This is a genomic window from Acinetobacter lwoffii (assembly GCF_024129115.1).
GTDB classification, from domain to species: Bacteria; Pseudomonadota; Gammaproteobacteria; order Pseudomonadales; family Moraxellaceae; genus Acinetobacter; species Acinetobacter lwoffii_T.
Genome location: NZ_JAMXXO010000026.1, coordinates 1 through 14,300, shown reverse-complemented (window position 1 = coordinate 14,300; position 14,300 = coordinate 1). Strand labels below are relative to the sequence as shown.

Genomic DNA, 14,300 nt, shown 5'->3' with positions numbered 1-14,300 from the left:
TAAGTGGGAAAAATCATGTCTTCACAATCAATTATACTCTTGCGTCATAGCTTGGTTGCTTGTATATGTGCAGCGGCTATGCAATATAGCTATGCTGAAAACGTTACCAGCTTTGAATCCGCTTTAGCAAAAGTACAAAGTTACCAGACTCAAGACAAGCTGTGGCAACAAGTTCAGCAAATATCTGAATTGAATATTCAGCAAAGTCGGTTATGGCAGAATCCAAGTATAAGTTTAGAACAGTCTGGCTTTGGCTCAGGTCAAGAACAGGAATTCAATGTTGGCGTTAGTCAACCTCTAGATCTATTTGGTCAGCGTAAGCTGAACCGGGTGATTGCCAATACCTCTAATCAACAAATCCAATTGCAACAGCAATTATGGAAGGCACAAAGCCAACTGATTGTTAAATTTGCATGGTCGCAATTTGCACTTGCTGAGGTTGAGCAGTCTGCTTATTCAGTACAGTTAAAAACAAGTAAAGCCAATCTGGACAGTGCCCAGAAACGCTATCAGGCAGGCAGTATTGCCCTGGTTGATTTTGAGCGTACCCAAATTGAAGCGCTAGAAATCCAACGACTTTATCAGCAAGCGATGCTGAATAAACAAGCTGCCGGTCGTCAGCTGTCTAATTTGTGGGGGGGAGAAACATCTTCACATCTTCAATTGAATAAAACCGCTATCCCTTGGCCAGAGCAAAGTCTCCAAACTGTGCAACGGTATATTGCTGAAGGGTGGCTAGAAAAATTCTATGCCTTGAACATTCAGCAATCGGATCATCAAATTGAAAATTTAAGAATTCAGGCACGTCCCAATCCGACTTTAAATGTAGGCATGAAACGTAGCAAAACCCCTAATGAAAGCAACGATACGACTTTAGCAATCGGCGTGGCTATTCCACTGAATATTTTCAATCGCCAGCAATATGCGATCCCGATGGTCCAGCAACAGCAAATATTGCTGAACCAACAGCAGCAGCGTGAGCTGAAGCAACAAATACTCGATATTGCCAACAGCATGCATCAGCTCAAAGGTTTACGTAGCCAGTTCGATGCCACAACAGCACAAGTTACTTTGGCGACCAAAGTTCAGAGCCGTACTTTACAAGGGTTTCAGGCAGGGAAACTGTCCATTACCGACGTTCAGCAAGCAACCACCCAACTGCAGAATCTTCGATTGGGTCAATTACAAATTCTACGTCAAGCTTGGCAAACTGCCCTAGCAGCTGAGGCACTCAGTATTGGCACAAGTTATGAAGAAATTAGCCGTTCGGATGCCTATACACAACTGAATAAAAAGGCAGTCGAAGCATCGCAAAATTTAATCAATGGGGGAGCACGATAAAATGAACGCCAAGCAAAACGGAAAAATATCCCAGTCTCTCATGATTGCAATTTTGATTCTGATTACGGTCTTGGTCAGTCTGGCTATTTGGTTAAGTTCAAAAAAAACTGAATCTGAGGGGCATGGTCATGATGAGGGAAATGCCGAACATTCTGATGAAGATAGTTCTGAAGAAGGACATGCTGAAGAAGGCGAAATACAACTGACCAGCCAACAAATGGTTGAACAAGGTTTAAAAGTTGCTGTTGCATCCACAGGATTGGTTGAAAAGCTGACAACCCTGCCAGGTAAATTGGTGGTGAATACCGATCAACAAGCGCATATATCGCCTAATTTTAGTGGTCATGTCGAGCAGGTCAATGTGGCTTTAGGACAGAGCGTGCAAAAAGGACAAACGCTGGCTGTACTAATCGTGCCTGAACTGATCGACCAACAGGCAAATCTGCGTATGGCACAGGTGAATCTGGATTTGGCCCGTAAAGATTACCAGCGCGAACAGCAACTCTGGTCACAGGGAATTTCTGCCAAACAGGATTACCAGCGTGCCGAAAATGCCTACCGCCAAGCGCACATTACTGTCCAGTCCTCACAAGCACGTTTAAATGCATTAGGGGCAAGTGGCAATAACAATGGGCGTTTTCTGATTAAAGCACCGATCTCAGGGGTGATCAGTCAAAAAGATATTGTGGTCGGTGAAAATGTGCAACTGGCTAATCAGCTCTTTGTCATTGAACAGCTGAAAGATTTATGGCTTGAGTTTAATTTGCCGAATCAATTCTCAGGTCAACTGCAAGCCGGGCAAAAAATTGACTTTAAAGTGAATGATTCAGATCAAATCTATAAAGCTACTGTACAAAGCTTAACCTCTCAGGCAGATGTACAAACAGGGCGTCTGGTGGTGCGCGCAAAACTCGATGCGCAAGCCACTGAGTTGCGTTCTAATGTGTTAGTGAGAGTGTTAATTCCAGAAGCTACAGCAAAATCAGCCCTTCGGATTCAAAAGTCTGCGCTGCAAAGTATTGAAGGTGAAGATAGTATTTTCATCGTAGATTCAGAACAAAAAGGTCAAGTCCACTTAAAAGCACAGAAAGTGCAATTGGGGCAGGCTTCAAGTGATGGACAATGGCTTGAAGTGATTTCTGGGCTGACTGAAGGGCAGAAGTATATCGCTCAAGGCAGTTTCTTGCTCAAATCTGAATTAGAAAAAGACGAGGCAGGCCATGAGCATTAATTCTGATCTGCCAAAACCAGAAGGTTTATTCGAACGAATCATTCAGTTTTCCATACAAAATGCGATTTGGGTGTTGCTCTTTGTCTGTACCTGGATTGCGGTCGGGGTGTATAGCTATCAGAAACTCCCGATTGATGCTGTACCCGATATTACCAATACCCAAGTCCAGATTAATACTCAAGCCAAGGGTTTTACTGCGCTTGAAGTCGAACAGCGGATTACCTATCCCATTGAAAATGCCATGGCTGGCATTCCGAATCTGGAGCTTACCCGTTCCATATCCCGTTATGGACTCTCTCAAGTCACCATTGTCTTTAAAGATGGGACTGATATTTATTGGGCCCGTCAGCAGATTAACCAACGGGTACAGGAGATGCAATCTGAGTTGCCTGCACAAATCACACCGACGATGTCCCCCGTTTCTACGGGTCTCGGTGAGATTTATCAATGGGTGCTGAAGGCAGATCCGAATGCGAAAAAGCCGGATGGAACTGCATACACGCCGATGGATTTGCGTGAGATTCAGGATTGGATTGTGCGTCCTCAACTGCAACGTGTTAAGGGAGTTGCAGAGGTCAACAGTATTGGTGGTTTTGAGAAAACCTATGTGGTCTCTCCCGATTTAAACCGGATGCAACAACTGAATATCTCATTAGAACAACTGCAACAGGCTTTAGCGCAAAATAATGAGAACCGAGGTGCAGGTTATATTGAAGACAATGGTCAGCAACTGACGGTACGTGTACCGGGTACATTCAATGGGCTTTCTGATATTGAGAACACCATGCTGGGTAGCCCAAATGGCAGCCCAATTCGGGTTGGTGATATTGCGCAAGTCTCTATTGGGCATGATTTAAGAACCGGTGGGGCAACCTATAACGGCAAAGAAACCGTTTTAGGGATTGCCATGATGGCGATGGGTGGAAATAGCCGGACTATTTCTAAAGCTGTGGATGCCAAGCTTCAAGATATTCAGAATAGTTTGCCTAAAGGGGTAGTGATTGAAACGGTGTACGACCGTACCACCTTGGTTGAGAAGGCGATTAAAACCGTTCAGAAAAACTTGGTAGAGGGAGCAATCCTGGTCATCATCATTCTGTTCCTGTTTTTAGGGAATATCCGTGCTGCCTTGATTACTGCCTGTGTCATTCCACTCTCTATGCTGTTTACCTTAACCGGAATGGCACAGAAAAATATCAGTGCCAATCTGATGAGTTTAGGTGCACTCGATTTCGGCATCATTGTCGATGGTGCTGTGGTGATTGTCGAAAACTGTATCCGGCGTTTAGCCCATGCACAGCAACTGTTAAAACGACCTCTCACACAAAGTGAACGCTTTAAGGAAGTTTTTCTGGCTGCCCGCCAAGCACGTCGTCCTCTTATTTTTGGTCAACTTATTATTTTGGTGGTGTATTTGCCGATTTTTGCTTTAAGTGGTGTCGAAGCAAAACTATTTCATCCGATGGCTTTAACCGTTGTTCTCGCACTGGTGGCAGCTATTATTTTATCGATCACCTTTGTGCCCGCTGCAGTTGCTTTATGGGTTAAAGGGGAGATCAAAGAAACGGAAAGCCGTTGGATGATCTGGCTCAAAACCCGATATCAACAGATATTGGATGTAGCCTATCATTACAAAGCGGTGGTTTTAACTTTTGCCATTTGTCTCCTGGTCATTACGGGGCTGCTCAGCACGAAGATTGGCAGTGAGTTTGCACCCCAGCTGAGTGAAGGTGATTTTGCGGTACAGCAATTACGTTCTCCAAGCACAGGCTTGGAAGAGTCTTTACGTATTCAGGAAAATACCGAAAAGCTTTTACTGAAAAACTTTCCCGAAATTAAAGCTATATTTGCCCGTACCGGGACTGCTGAAGTGGCGACAGATGTGATGCCACCGAATATTTCCGATGGTTATATCATGCTGAAACCACGTGAGGAATGGCCAGATTCAAAAGAAAGCCTAGATGCACTTCGAACCCGAATGGAAGCTTATCTTGCGACAATTCCCGGCAATAACAGTGAGTTTTCTCAGCCTATTGAGCTACGTTTTAATGAACTGATTTCAGGTATACGCAGTGATGTGGGGGTGAAGGTTTTTGGTGATGACATGCAGGTTTTGAATACTGAGGCTGCAAAAATCGCGAAAATCATTCAGCAAGTCGCAGGTAGCAGTGCGGTGAAAGTTGAACAAACTTCGGGTCTGCCTTTACTCAATGTAGAGATTGATAAAGCTTTAGCTGCCCAGTATGGCTTGAGTGTGAAATCTATTCAGGATGTGGTGGCTGCAAGTATTGGTGGACAAAGCGTGGGAGAGATTTTAGAAGGCGATCGTCGTTTTGATTTTGTTATCCGTCTTGGAGAGCAAGACCGTAGTGTCGCATCTGTTTCCCAGTTACCTATTCAGCTTCCAAATGGTGGCAGTATTTTATTGTCGGATGTCGCGCAAGTCTCGACCATTGAAGGAATCAACCAAGTCAGTCGAGAGAATGGTAAACGCCGAGTTGTGGTTACAACGAATGTTGAAGGGCGTGATTTAGGGTCTTTTGTTTCTGATGTACAGACACAGCTCAAAGCATACACTTTGCCAAGTGGTTATTGGATAGAATATGGCGGTCAGTTTGAAAATTTGGCTTCAGCCAAAGCACGGATGCAAATCGTGATTCCACTGGCTTTAATCACTATCTTTATTTTACTGATGGCGGTCTTTCACAATGTCAAAGAAAGTCTATTGGTCTTTACCGGGGTACCCTTTGCCTTGACCGGTGGTGTGCTGTTCCTTTGGCTAAGGGATATTCCATTATCGATGTCAGCTGGAATTGGCTTTATTGCCTTATCTGGTGTTGCAGTCCTCAATGGACTGGTGATGCTGACCTTTATTAAGGAATTAAGGGACAAATATCCAGTGCATAAAGCCGTGTGGCAAGGGGCTATTTTGCGCTTAAGACCAGTGTTGATGACAGCTTGTGTGGCTTCACTGGGTTTTGTACCAATGGCGCTGGCAACCGGAACAGGGGCTGAGGTTCAACGGCCACTGGCAACCGTAGTGATTGGCGGGATTATCTCTTCAACATTACTAACTTTGGTGCTGTTACCCGTGCTTTATCGTTGGATAAATGAAAAGAAAGTTTCTTAATCCAATAGATTAGTCGATTTACAGCAGAGATATTGGCTGTTATCTAATATCTCTGCTCATCATAAATAGAATAAGGAAAATATTTTATGTCAGAACATCATGATCATAGCCATGCGGTTGTTACTGAAGAAAATAGTAAGAAGTTAATGGTTGCCTTAGGTTTAACGACTACTTTTTTAATAGTAGAAGTTGTCGCTGCTTTTATTACCCAAAGTTTGGCTTTGTTATCTGATGCAGCTCATATGTTTACTGATGTAGCTGCTTTAGCTATTGCTCTTGCCGCTATTAAAATTGGAAAAAAAGCCGCAGATGATAAAAGAACTTTTGGCTATCAGCGATTTGAAATTTTAGCGGCTCTGTTTAATGCGGTGATGCTTTTTGTGGTAGCAATATATATTGTATATGAAGCTTATCAACGTTTTACGAATCCTGCTGAAATTCAAAGTGTTGGAATGATGATTGTCGCGGTCATTGGTTTGGTCATAAATTTGATTTCAATGAAAATCCTTTCTGCTAGTGCTGAAGGAAGTCTAAATATAAAAGGTGCATATTTAGAAGTTCTTAGTGATGCTCTAGGATCGATAGGCGTGATTATCGGAGGATTGGTTATTTATTTTACCCAGTGGATGTGGGTTGATACCGTAATCGCTGTGTTAATTGGCTTCTGGGTCTTACCTCGAACTTGGATTTTATTAAAACAAAGTATTCATATTCTGCTTGAAGGAGTTCCTGATGAGATTGATATTGAGTCGTTAAGAAATGATTTATTGAAGCTAGAGGGCGTTGAAGGGATTCATCAGTTGAAAGTCTGGGCTATATCCTCAAGAAATATTCATTTAACTGCTCATTTGGTTGCTCCGAATAGCAATACAGATCAACTCTATCAAAAGGCCTTAGAAGTTCTAAAACATAATCATAATATTACTGAAATTACGTTACAAATAGAAAATACGAAATGTAATACATTGAACCAACATAAACACTAATTTGGACTTTAGTCTTCATATAGATGTTTTGTGTAACTTTAAAGTATACCCTAAAGTAACATTCGAAATGTCTCAGAATTTGTGTCTTATTTAAATGAAAAGTGACCATACGTTACATGTAACTTTTAAATATAAAATTTATTTATTACAATAAATGAAATAAGCGTCTGGTAGAGTGCAAAATGAAAGGTCATAAGGTGGGATACGTCAGAGTGAGCTCTGTTGACCAAAATATTGGGCGACAACTTGAAGGAATTGACGTCGACCGGATTTTTGTTGATAAGGCTTCTGGAAAAAACACTGTCCGACCGAAATTTCAGGAAATGCTCAGCTATGTTCGTGACGGAGACATGATTGTTGTTCATTCCATGGATCGTTTCGCTCGTAGTCTGAAAGATTTAGTTACTGAAGTTGATCAGCTCGTAAAGAGGAGAGTTGCCATCCATTTTGTCAAAGAAAATATTACTTTCACTGCTCAGGCTACTCCGATGGATAACCTGATGTTGCAGCTAATGGGTGCTTTTGCCCAGTTTGAGCGAGAGATCATTTTAGAACGTCAAAAAGAAGGGATTAAGATCGCAGCTGCTCAGGGAAAATATAAAGGTCGTGTCCATAAATTAAATCCTGATCAGGCTCAAGGTCTGCGACAAGCTTGGGACGAACAGAAGTATTCATCCAAAGTTGAGCTAGCAAAAGCATTTGGTATCAGCCGGCAGGCTGTATATCGATATTTGTCTAGAAGAGAAAAGTAGTGGCTATTTAGTCCTCACGGAATTGTTCACCTTGATCAGCTCGTTCTATTGGGATCCTACTTCAAACGGCACTGTTGCAAATAGTGATTTGAGTCGATGATGTTCCCTTTAAAAAGTGCTTAGAGACCGAAAACCCTGTTGATTAGACACACTTCACCCTGAGGCTGACCATAATAAAATGACGATGCTTGTCCTTTACGTAGTGCACGCATGACTTCAATACCTTTAATTGTGGCATAAGCAGTCTTCATAGATTTGAATCCTAATGTGGCCCTGATGATTCGCTTTAACTTACCATGATCACATTCAATGACATTATTTTTATACTTAATCTGCCTGTGCTCAATATCTACTGGACATTTTCCTTCTCGCTTTAATCGTGATAAAGCATGGCCATAGGTCGCTGCTTTATCTGTATTGATGACCCGTGGAATTTGCCATTTTTTCACCGTATTGAAGATCTTTCCTAGAAAACTATAGGCTGATTTACTGTTCCGTCTAGCGGAAAGGTAAAAGTCAATCGTATGACCCCGTTGATCAACTGCACGATACAGGTAAGTCCATCGCCCCTTCACTTTGATATAAGTCTCATCCATATGCCATGAATGTAAATCTGTAGGATTACGCCAATACCAGCGTAACCGTTTTTCCATTTCTGGAGCATAACGCTGAACCCAACGATAAATTGTACTGTGATCCACATTTATGCCTCGTTCAGCGAGCATTTCTTGAAGTTCACGATAGCTGATGCCATATTTACAATACCAACGAACAGCCCAAAGAATGATTTCACCTTGAAAGTGCCGACCGTGGAAGGGATTCATCTGCTGTATCTCGAAATAAATAAGATATTTAGCTTATCATGTCAGCCTATTTGCAACAGTGCCCTCAGGTTTAAGTGACACTTTTATAGGAATACTCGGAAATAAGGGAAAGGAATTCAGATCAGGTTTGAGCTAGTATAAAATATTAAGATTAGGGCTTAAGGTTTTGTGTGGTAACTCAACTAATGGCTCTAGTCCTTTTATTTTTCAAGCCAATTTCCTATCCGCGATTCGCGGTTAAATAGTGATTATAATCAAAAAAATCTTCAGAATTTTAATAAGAATCATCTGCTTCTAACATCTAGAATAAAGACTGATTTATCATGAATTTAATGAGCTCATAATTTTAAGCCATTCCAACCCAATTCTAGATAAAATTAAAAGACATACCACTTTATTGATTTTCAACAATAAAAAAATATTTCACTATAATAGTAGTTGTGAAATATCCATTTTAAAAGTAAATTAATCATTATACTATATAGTGTTATTTTTAATATTTATTCAAAATAGAAGATAACCACTTGTTGATTAAATAATCTAATTATTTCGAGTTTAAATATTTCGTTCATTATACAGATGGTTCACGTGAAAATATTGCCTACATTCAGCAAAAAAATCAGCGAAATTTTAATTCTATTGTTACTCTATGCATCTTCACAGGCAAACGCTGTTGAGCTGCAAACCATTTTAAAAAGGGCATTAGAACAAGACCCATTGATCATTGAGGCACAGGCCAATGAACAGGCAGCCATCAGTAAAGTCAAAGAATCTCAAGCCCTGCATTATCCAGTCTTAGCAGTCACAGCGAACCAAATCCTCGATCAATCTCATGAGAACCGTGCCGATTACGCGAGTGAAAACTTCACTCCAGGTTTGCGCGGAACATTGAACCTGTATTCTTTTGGCGCGATTAGTGCACAGGTTGAACGCGATAAAAGCAAGTCGGCTTATTTTCATGAGAAAACCGGTGAAACTGCAGAAGAGTTGGGTTACAGCATTGGCAATGAATATATTAAAGCCTTACGTGCGCTGGAATCACTTGAAGTACAAAATCGTAGTTTAGAACGACATAATAAATTTACCCGTGATATTGGTATTATTGTGCAATATGACCAGGGGCGTCGTTCTGAGCTGATTCAAGCCAAAGCGCGACAAATGCAGGTGGAACATATCATCAGTGGTTTACAGCGTGAGTTGGGTTTTGCTTTAAGCAATTTAAAAAAATATACTCCTGATGTTGACCCGGCAGGCTTAAATGATCCTTTTGCACAGTTTAGCATTGTGGAAGTAGTCGATCGCTATAGCCTGGCCGATAGTAGTCAACATCCCTCATATCAAGCGCAACAGGCAGAATTAGACAGTATTCGCTCCGAATATAAATATCGTCAAACCAAGCGTTACCCAAGTATTAATCTGGAAGGTAATGTAACCACCGAAGACCGTCAGATTTATTTAAGCATGGCGTGGGACGTATTTAACCAGGGCACCAAATATTCAGTAGAGCAAGGTGGGCAGTCGATTGTGGCGGCACAGGCGCGTTTGGGACAAATTCAACGGGATATTGAAGAGCGTGCCCGAACTGCAGAAATTGATATGTTCCAGAGCAAGCAAAAAATGGAGATTACCCGTCAACAAATTGCAGCATCACGAGATGTGGTAATTGCCAATGAAAAGCAGTTCAAGATCGCACGTAAAACCTTGGTCGATGTGTTGAATGCCTATAACGAATTGTCCGCGGTAGAAATCGCTTATGTCACGGCACGGAATGATTTTCGTATGGCGGCATTGGCCTATTTACGTGCGCAAGGCAAAATTTCGACTTGGGCCACCGGTTCGAGCCATTAGAAATGGTCTACGCAGCCCTCATTTTGAATTCAATATTCCGACAGAATAACAAAGGTTGATAATACAATCATGAAATCCATTGTTGAACATATTGCCTTAGTTACCCAGCTTTTGGGAACGCCGATTTCTGTGGCAACCTTAATGGCCCAGGTCACCCAGGATCAGAACCTGCAGGTGAATTATCATTCACTGGGTGAAGTCTTAAAAACCCATGGTTTTGACAATACTCTATCACAGCGTAGTTTGCAGGATATTCCATCTTTAGCCATGCCTGTGGTGATCGTACTCAAAGATGAAGATGCAGCGGTTATTACCAAAATTGAGCGTATGGGCGATGAGCGAGTTTATCAAATTCAGCAGAGTGATGGCCTCCAACAGCAACTGACCCAAGCCCAACTGAACGAGCTGTACCTGGGTTACTGCTGGTTTATCAAGCCCAAACTGGCCAGTGATTTACGTTCAGAGCTACCTGAATATCACATGCCGAAAGCCTGGTTCTGGAAAGTCGTCTGGCGTTTCCGTTCTTATTACTATCAGGTGATTTTAGCCACCTTTATTATTAACTTTTTGGCATTGGTCAGCTCACTGTATGTGATGAATGTGTATGACCGGGTGATTCCAAACAAGTCTTACGAAACCCTGTGGGTACTGAGTATCGGGGTGATTCTGGCGATTCTGTTTGAATTTGTCGCCAAAATGATTCGTGGACATTTAACTGATATTGCCGGTAAAAAAGCCGACCTGATTATCAGCTCAGCTATTTTTAGACGGGTGATGAGTCTGGACATGTCGGAAAAGCCTGCTTCATCGGGGGCGTATGCGAATAACCTGCGTGAGTTCGAGTCGGTTCGTGATTTTATGACCAGTGCCAGTTTACTGGTATTGGTGGATTTACCCTTCTTGTTGCTGTTTATTACTGTAATCTGGCTGATTGCAGGCAAGCTAGCCTTGGTGCCTTTAATTCTGATCCCTATTGTGATGCTGGTGGGATTTTTGGCACAAGGTCCTTTGGCCCGTTTTATCAATGAATCTATGCGTGAAGGTGCGCAGCGTCAAGGTCTGGCCGTTGAAGCAATTGAAGGCATAGAAACCCTAAAAACCAATAATGCCGCCAGCTGGGCACAGGAAAAGTGGGATTTTTATACCGCCCGCAGTGCCGCTTCGAGCATCAAAACCCGTGATTTAAGCAACTTTGTGGTGAACTTTTCAGTTGGGATTCAGCAGCTCAATACAGTGTTACTGGTGATTGTGGGGACTTATCTCATTCATAGCCCAGATACCAATGCTAAAATCACCATGGGGGCGTTGATTGCTGCAGTAATTTTATCGGGGCGTGCACTGGCACCACTGGCACAGATTGCCAACCTAGCGATTCGTTTTCAACAAGCTAAAGTCGGGATGCAAGGTTTACAAAGTATTATTGATCGTAAAATTGAGCGTGACCCAGAACGTGAATATATCAGTCTGGAATGTGTTGCAGGTGAGTTAAACCTGCAACAGGTCGGCTTTAAATATCAGGATGACACGCCTGAGGTGGTCAACGGGGTGAGCCTGCAGTTGGGGCCAGGCGAGAAAGTCGGGATTCTGGGCAAAATTGGTAGTGGTAAAACCACCCTGCTGAAACTAGCCAGTGGGCTGTTTGAACCGAGTCAGGGCAATGTCACCCTAGATGGGGTGGATTTGCGCCAGCTTGATCCAAACTTTGTGCGTCATCATATTGCCATGCTGGGCCAAGCACCCCGTTTGTTTTTAGGCACGCTGCGTGAAAATTTGGATCTGGCCCGTCAAGATGGCTTTACCGGCAATCAGGATTTACTGCATGCCCTGAAACGATTTGGCTTGGAGCAGCTGATTCAAAACCATCCGAAAGGTCTGGATATGCCTTTGGGTGAAGATGGGCAGGGCTTATCTGGTGGGCAAAAACAGATTATTGCTTTGGCACGTTTGACTTTACGCCATCCGAAAGTGGTGCTGTTAGATGAGCCGACCACAGGATTGGATCAGGGCACCGAGCAGAAAGCCCTGCAGGCGTTGGGACAATGGGGTAAAGATAAGACACTACTGGTGGTGACACACCGGATGCAGGTATTGAGTATTGTTGATCGAATTGTAGTGGTGGATCAGGGCAAAATTTTGATGGATGGCCCACGTGATGCGGTGCTGAAAAAACTGGCACAAAATGAACAGAAAGCACGTCCATCCACACAACGGGTGATTCGCCCTTCGATTGTGGCAAGATCAGCCGAAACGGACCAGCCCACTACTTGAATCTGACTTGAAATGAAAAAGCCCGAGCCTGCGATATAAAAATATTGAGTAAAAAGTATGAAGGATAATCAAAAACACTCATCTGAAAAGATACATTCCAAAGACCTGAAACTGGTCAATGATCTGAATGCAGCTTTGCAAAAAGAAAAGCATACAGGACTGTTCTGGATGATTGGTTTGCTGTTCATCTTTTTAGTGGTCTTTGTGATCTGGGCGTATAACAGTACGGTGGAAGAAGTGACACGTGGTCAAGGCAGCGTGATTCCGACCAGTCGTGAGCAGATTGTACAAAGTCTGGACCCGGGTACTATTAAAGACATGCGCGTCAAAGAAGGGGACGTGGTTGAAAAAGGCCAGGTTTTATTAACGCTGGATGATACGCGTAGCACTGCGGTGTTGCGTGAGAGTGAGGCCAAGGTAGATAATCTGGAGGCCATGGTAGCGCGTTTGCGGGCAGAATCTTATGGCACTACCATCCAATTCTCAGCCGGGATCAGTCCAGATTTACAGCGTCGTGAACGTGCTGCTTATGAAGCACGACGTCGTGCGGTAGAGGATGCCGTGTCTGGCTTAAGAACCAGTAAGTCGATGCTGGACCGTGAGATTGGAATTACTGCACCGATGGTGGCTGAAGGAGTAATGTCTGAGGTAGAGCTGTTGAGAATGCGTCGTCAGTCTTCAGATCTGGCTCTGCAAATAGATGAAAAGCGCAATCAATATGCGGCAGATGCCAACAATGAACTGGTCCGGATTGAATCCGAACTGGCGCAGGCCAAAGAAAATATGGCCATGCGTGCTGACCCTGTAGACCGCAGTTTGATCCGTGCCCCGCTACGTGGCATTGTGAAAAATATTAAAATCAATACGGTCGGTGGGGTAGTTCAGGCGGGACAGGACATCATGGAAATTGTACCGCTAGACGATAAATTGCTGGTGGAGGCCTATATTCGTCCTCAGGATGTTGCTTTCGTGCATCCAGGTCTAGATGCGATTGTGAAAATTACCGCGTATGACTATTCACTTTATGGTGGTCTTGAAGGCAAGGTAACTTTAATTAGTCCAGACACTTTGCGTGATAAAACCCGTCCAAGCGAACTGAACTTAAACCCCGATGAAGCTTACTATCGAATTTTGGTGGAAACCAGTCAGCATGCCTTGACCGATAAAAATGGACAAACCATGCCGATTATTCCCGGCATGATTGCCAGTGTCGATGTCAAAACGGGTGAAAAGACCATTTTACAATATTTAATCAAACCGATCACACGAATGAAGCAGGCATTGCAGGAGCGATAAATAAAAAATATTATAATTTAAATATTTAAGCCAAATTTTTACGAAATTTGGCTTTTTTATTGGCTTGAGACTGGCTAAGACTTAGGTGGTCTGAAAACTTTCAGCAAGTAGCCGCTAGGGTTTAATCACTGGGTTGAATTGATGAGAAGCATCCTAAATATACACAGCATGATGATGGGAGAAATAAACCTATAACTGATTTATGTTTATAAAATATTAAATCTTCGAAAGGGGGGAGAAGAGCTGAAAAATATGAATTGCATTAGTTGGGTTTGAATATGGGGCCTTAGTCTAGAAGTGGGCAGCTTTGACACACTTTCATTTCAACAATTCAACGAGCATGTGATGTTTCCATCAAGAGTGTATGCATAGACAAATCTGGTTTCTTTATTTTAAGTAGAGTGCTTGATTTTTTAAATCACTTCGAGTGTTTCAATATTCGGTGTAACTAGTAATTACACAGTAATCAAATAGGTATATTAAATTTTACTTATTTGGTAGGTTTTTATTATTTGTTGTATATTTTATGTAATTAATGGATTAATAATGTAAACTAATTATGTGGTAAAAATTTTATTAATTAAATAAAATTATCTATTGAATAGATGGTTTATCATGTATACA

The 14,300-nt window shown here is 42.4% G+C and carries 9 protein-coding genes; 8 read left to right on the top strand and 1 reads right to left on the bottom strand.

The genetic code is table 11. The features are described from left to right. Window positions 1–15 precede the first annotated feature (15 nt). From NI470_RS14110 to NI470_RS14090, 5 genes are all read left to right on the top strand, one after another. Window positions 16–1,341, top strand: a complete 1,326-nt coding sequence (locus NI470_RS14110) for a TolC family protein (RefSeq protein WP_156189612.1) — start codon at window positions 16–18, stop codon at window positions 1,339–1,341. A 1-nt stretch (window position 1,342) separates the two neighbouring features. Beyond that, window positions 1,343–2,572: an efflux RND transporter periplasmic adaptor subunit gene (locus NI470_RS14105; protein WP_253148759.1), complete on the top strand. Its 1,230-nt coding sequence runs from the start codon at window positions 1,343–1,345 to the stop codon at window positions 2,570–2,572. Next, window positions 2,562–5,702, top strand: a complete 3,141-nt coding sequence (locus NI470_RS14100; RefSeq protein ID WP_253148761.1) for an efflux RND transporter permease subunit — start codon at window positions 2,562–2,564, stop codon at window positions 5,700–5,702. Before NI470_RS14105 ends, NI470_RS14100 begins: the two co-directional genes overlap by 11 nt. Before the next feature lie 86 nt (window positions 5,703–5,788). Continuing rightward, entirely contained in the window at window positions 5,789–6,688 is a 900-nt protein-coding gene (locus tag NI470_RS14095) for a cation diffusion facilitator family transporter (protein WP_045795342.1), read from the top strand. 182 nt (window positions 6,689–6,870) lie between these two features. Next, the gene (locus NI470_RS14090; protein WP_253148763.1) at window positions 6,871–7,440 is read left to right on the top strand and encodes a recombinase family protein; all 570 of its coding nucleotides are present in this window, start codon (window positions 6,871–6,873) and stop codon (window positions 7,438–7,440) included. Window positions 7,441–7,559: 119 nt separating this feature from the next. Here the strand turns inward: NI470_RS14090 and NI470_RS14085 are convergent, their stop codons facing one another. After that, window positions 7,560–8,264, bottom strand: a complete 705-nt coding sequence (locus NI470_RS14085) for an IS6-like element IS1008 family transposase (RefSeq protein WP_001067783.1) — start codon at window positions 8,262–8,264, stop codon at window positions 7,560–7,562. Between the two features lie 588 nt (window positions 8,265–8,852). Between NI470_RS14085 and NI470_RS14080 the strand changes: the two genes are divergently transcribed. From NI470_RS14080 to NI470_RS14070, 3 genes are all read left to right on the top strand, one after another. Further along, entirely contained in the window at window positions 8,853–10,112 is a 1,260-nt protein-coding gene (locus tag NI470_RS14080; protein WP_253148765.1) for a TolC family protein, read from the top strand. 69 nt (window positions 10,113–10,181) lie between these two features. Then, window positions 10,182–12,380 carry a type I secretion system permease/ATPase gene (locus NI470_RS14075; protein ID WP_253148766.1) on the top strand — a complete coding sequence of 733 codons (2,199 nt, stop codon included), beginning with the start codon at window positions 10,182–10,184 and terminating at the stop codon, window positions 12,378–12,380. Between the two features lie 57 nt (window positions 12,381–12,437). Continuing rightward, window positions 12,438–13,676 carry an HlyD family type I secretion periplasmic adaptor subunit gene (locus NI470_RS14070; protein ID WP_253148768.1) on the top strand — a complete coding sequence of 413 codons (1,239 nt, stop codon included), beginning with the start codon at window positions 12,438–12,440 and terminating at the stop codon, window positions 13,674–13,676. Window positions 13,677–14,300 lie beyond the last annotated feature (624 nt).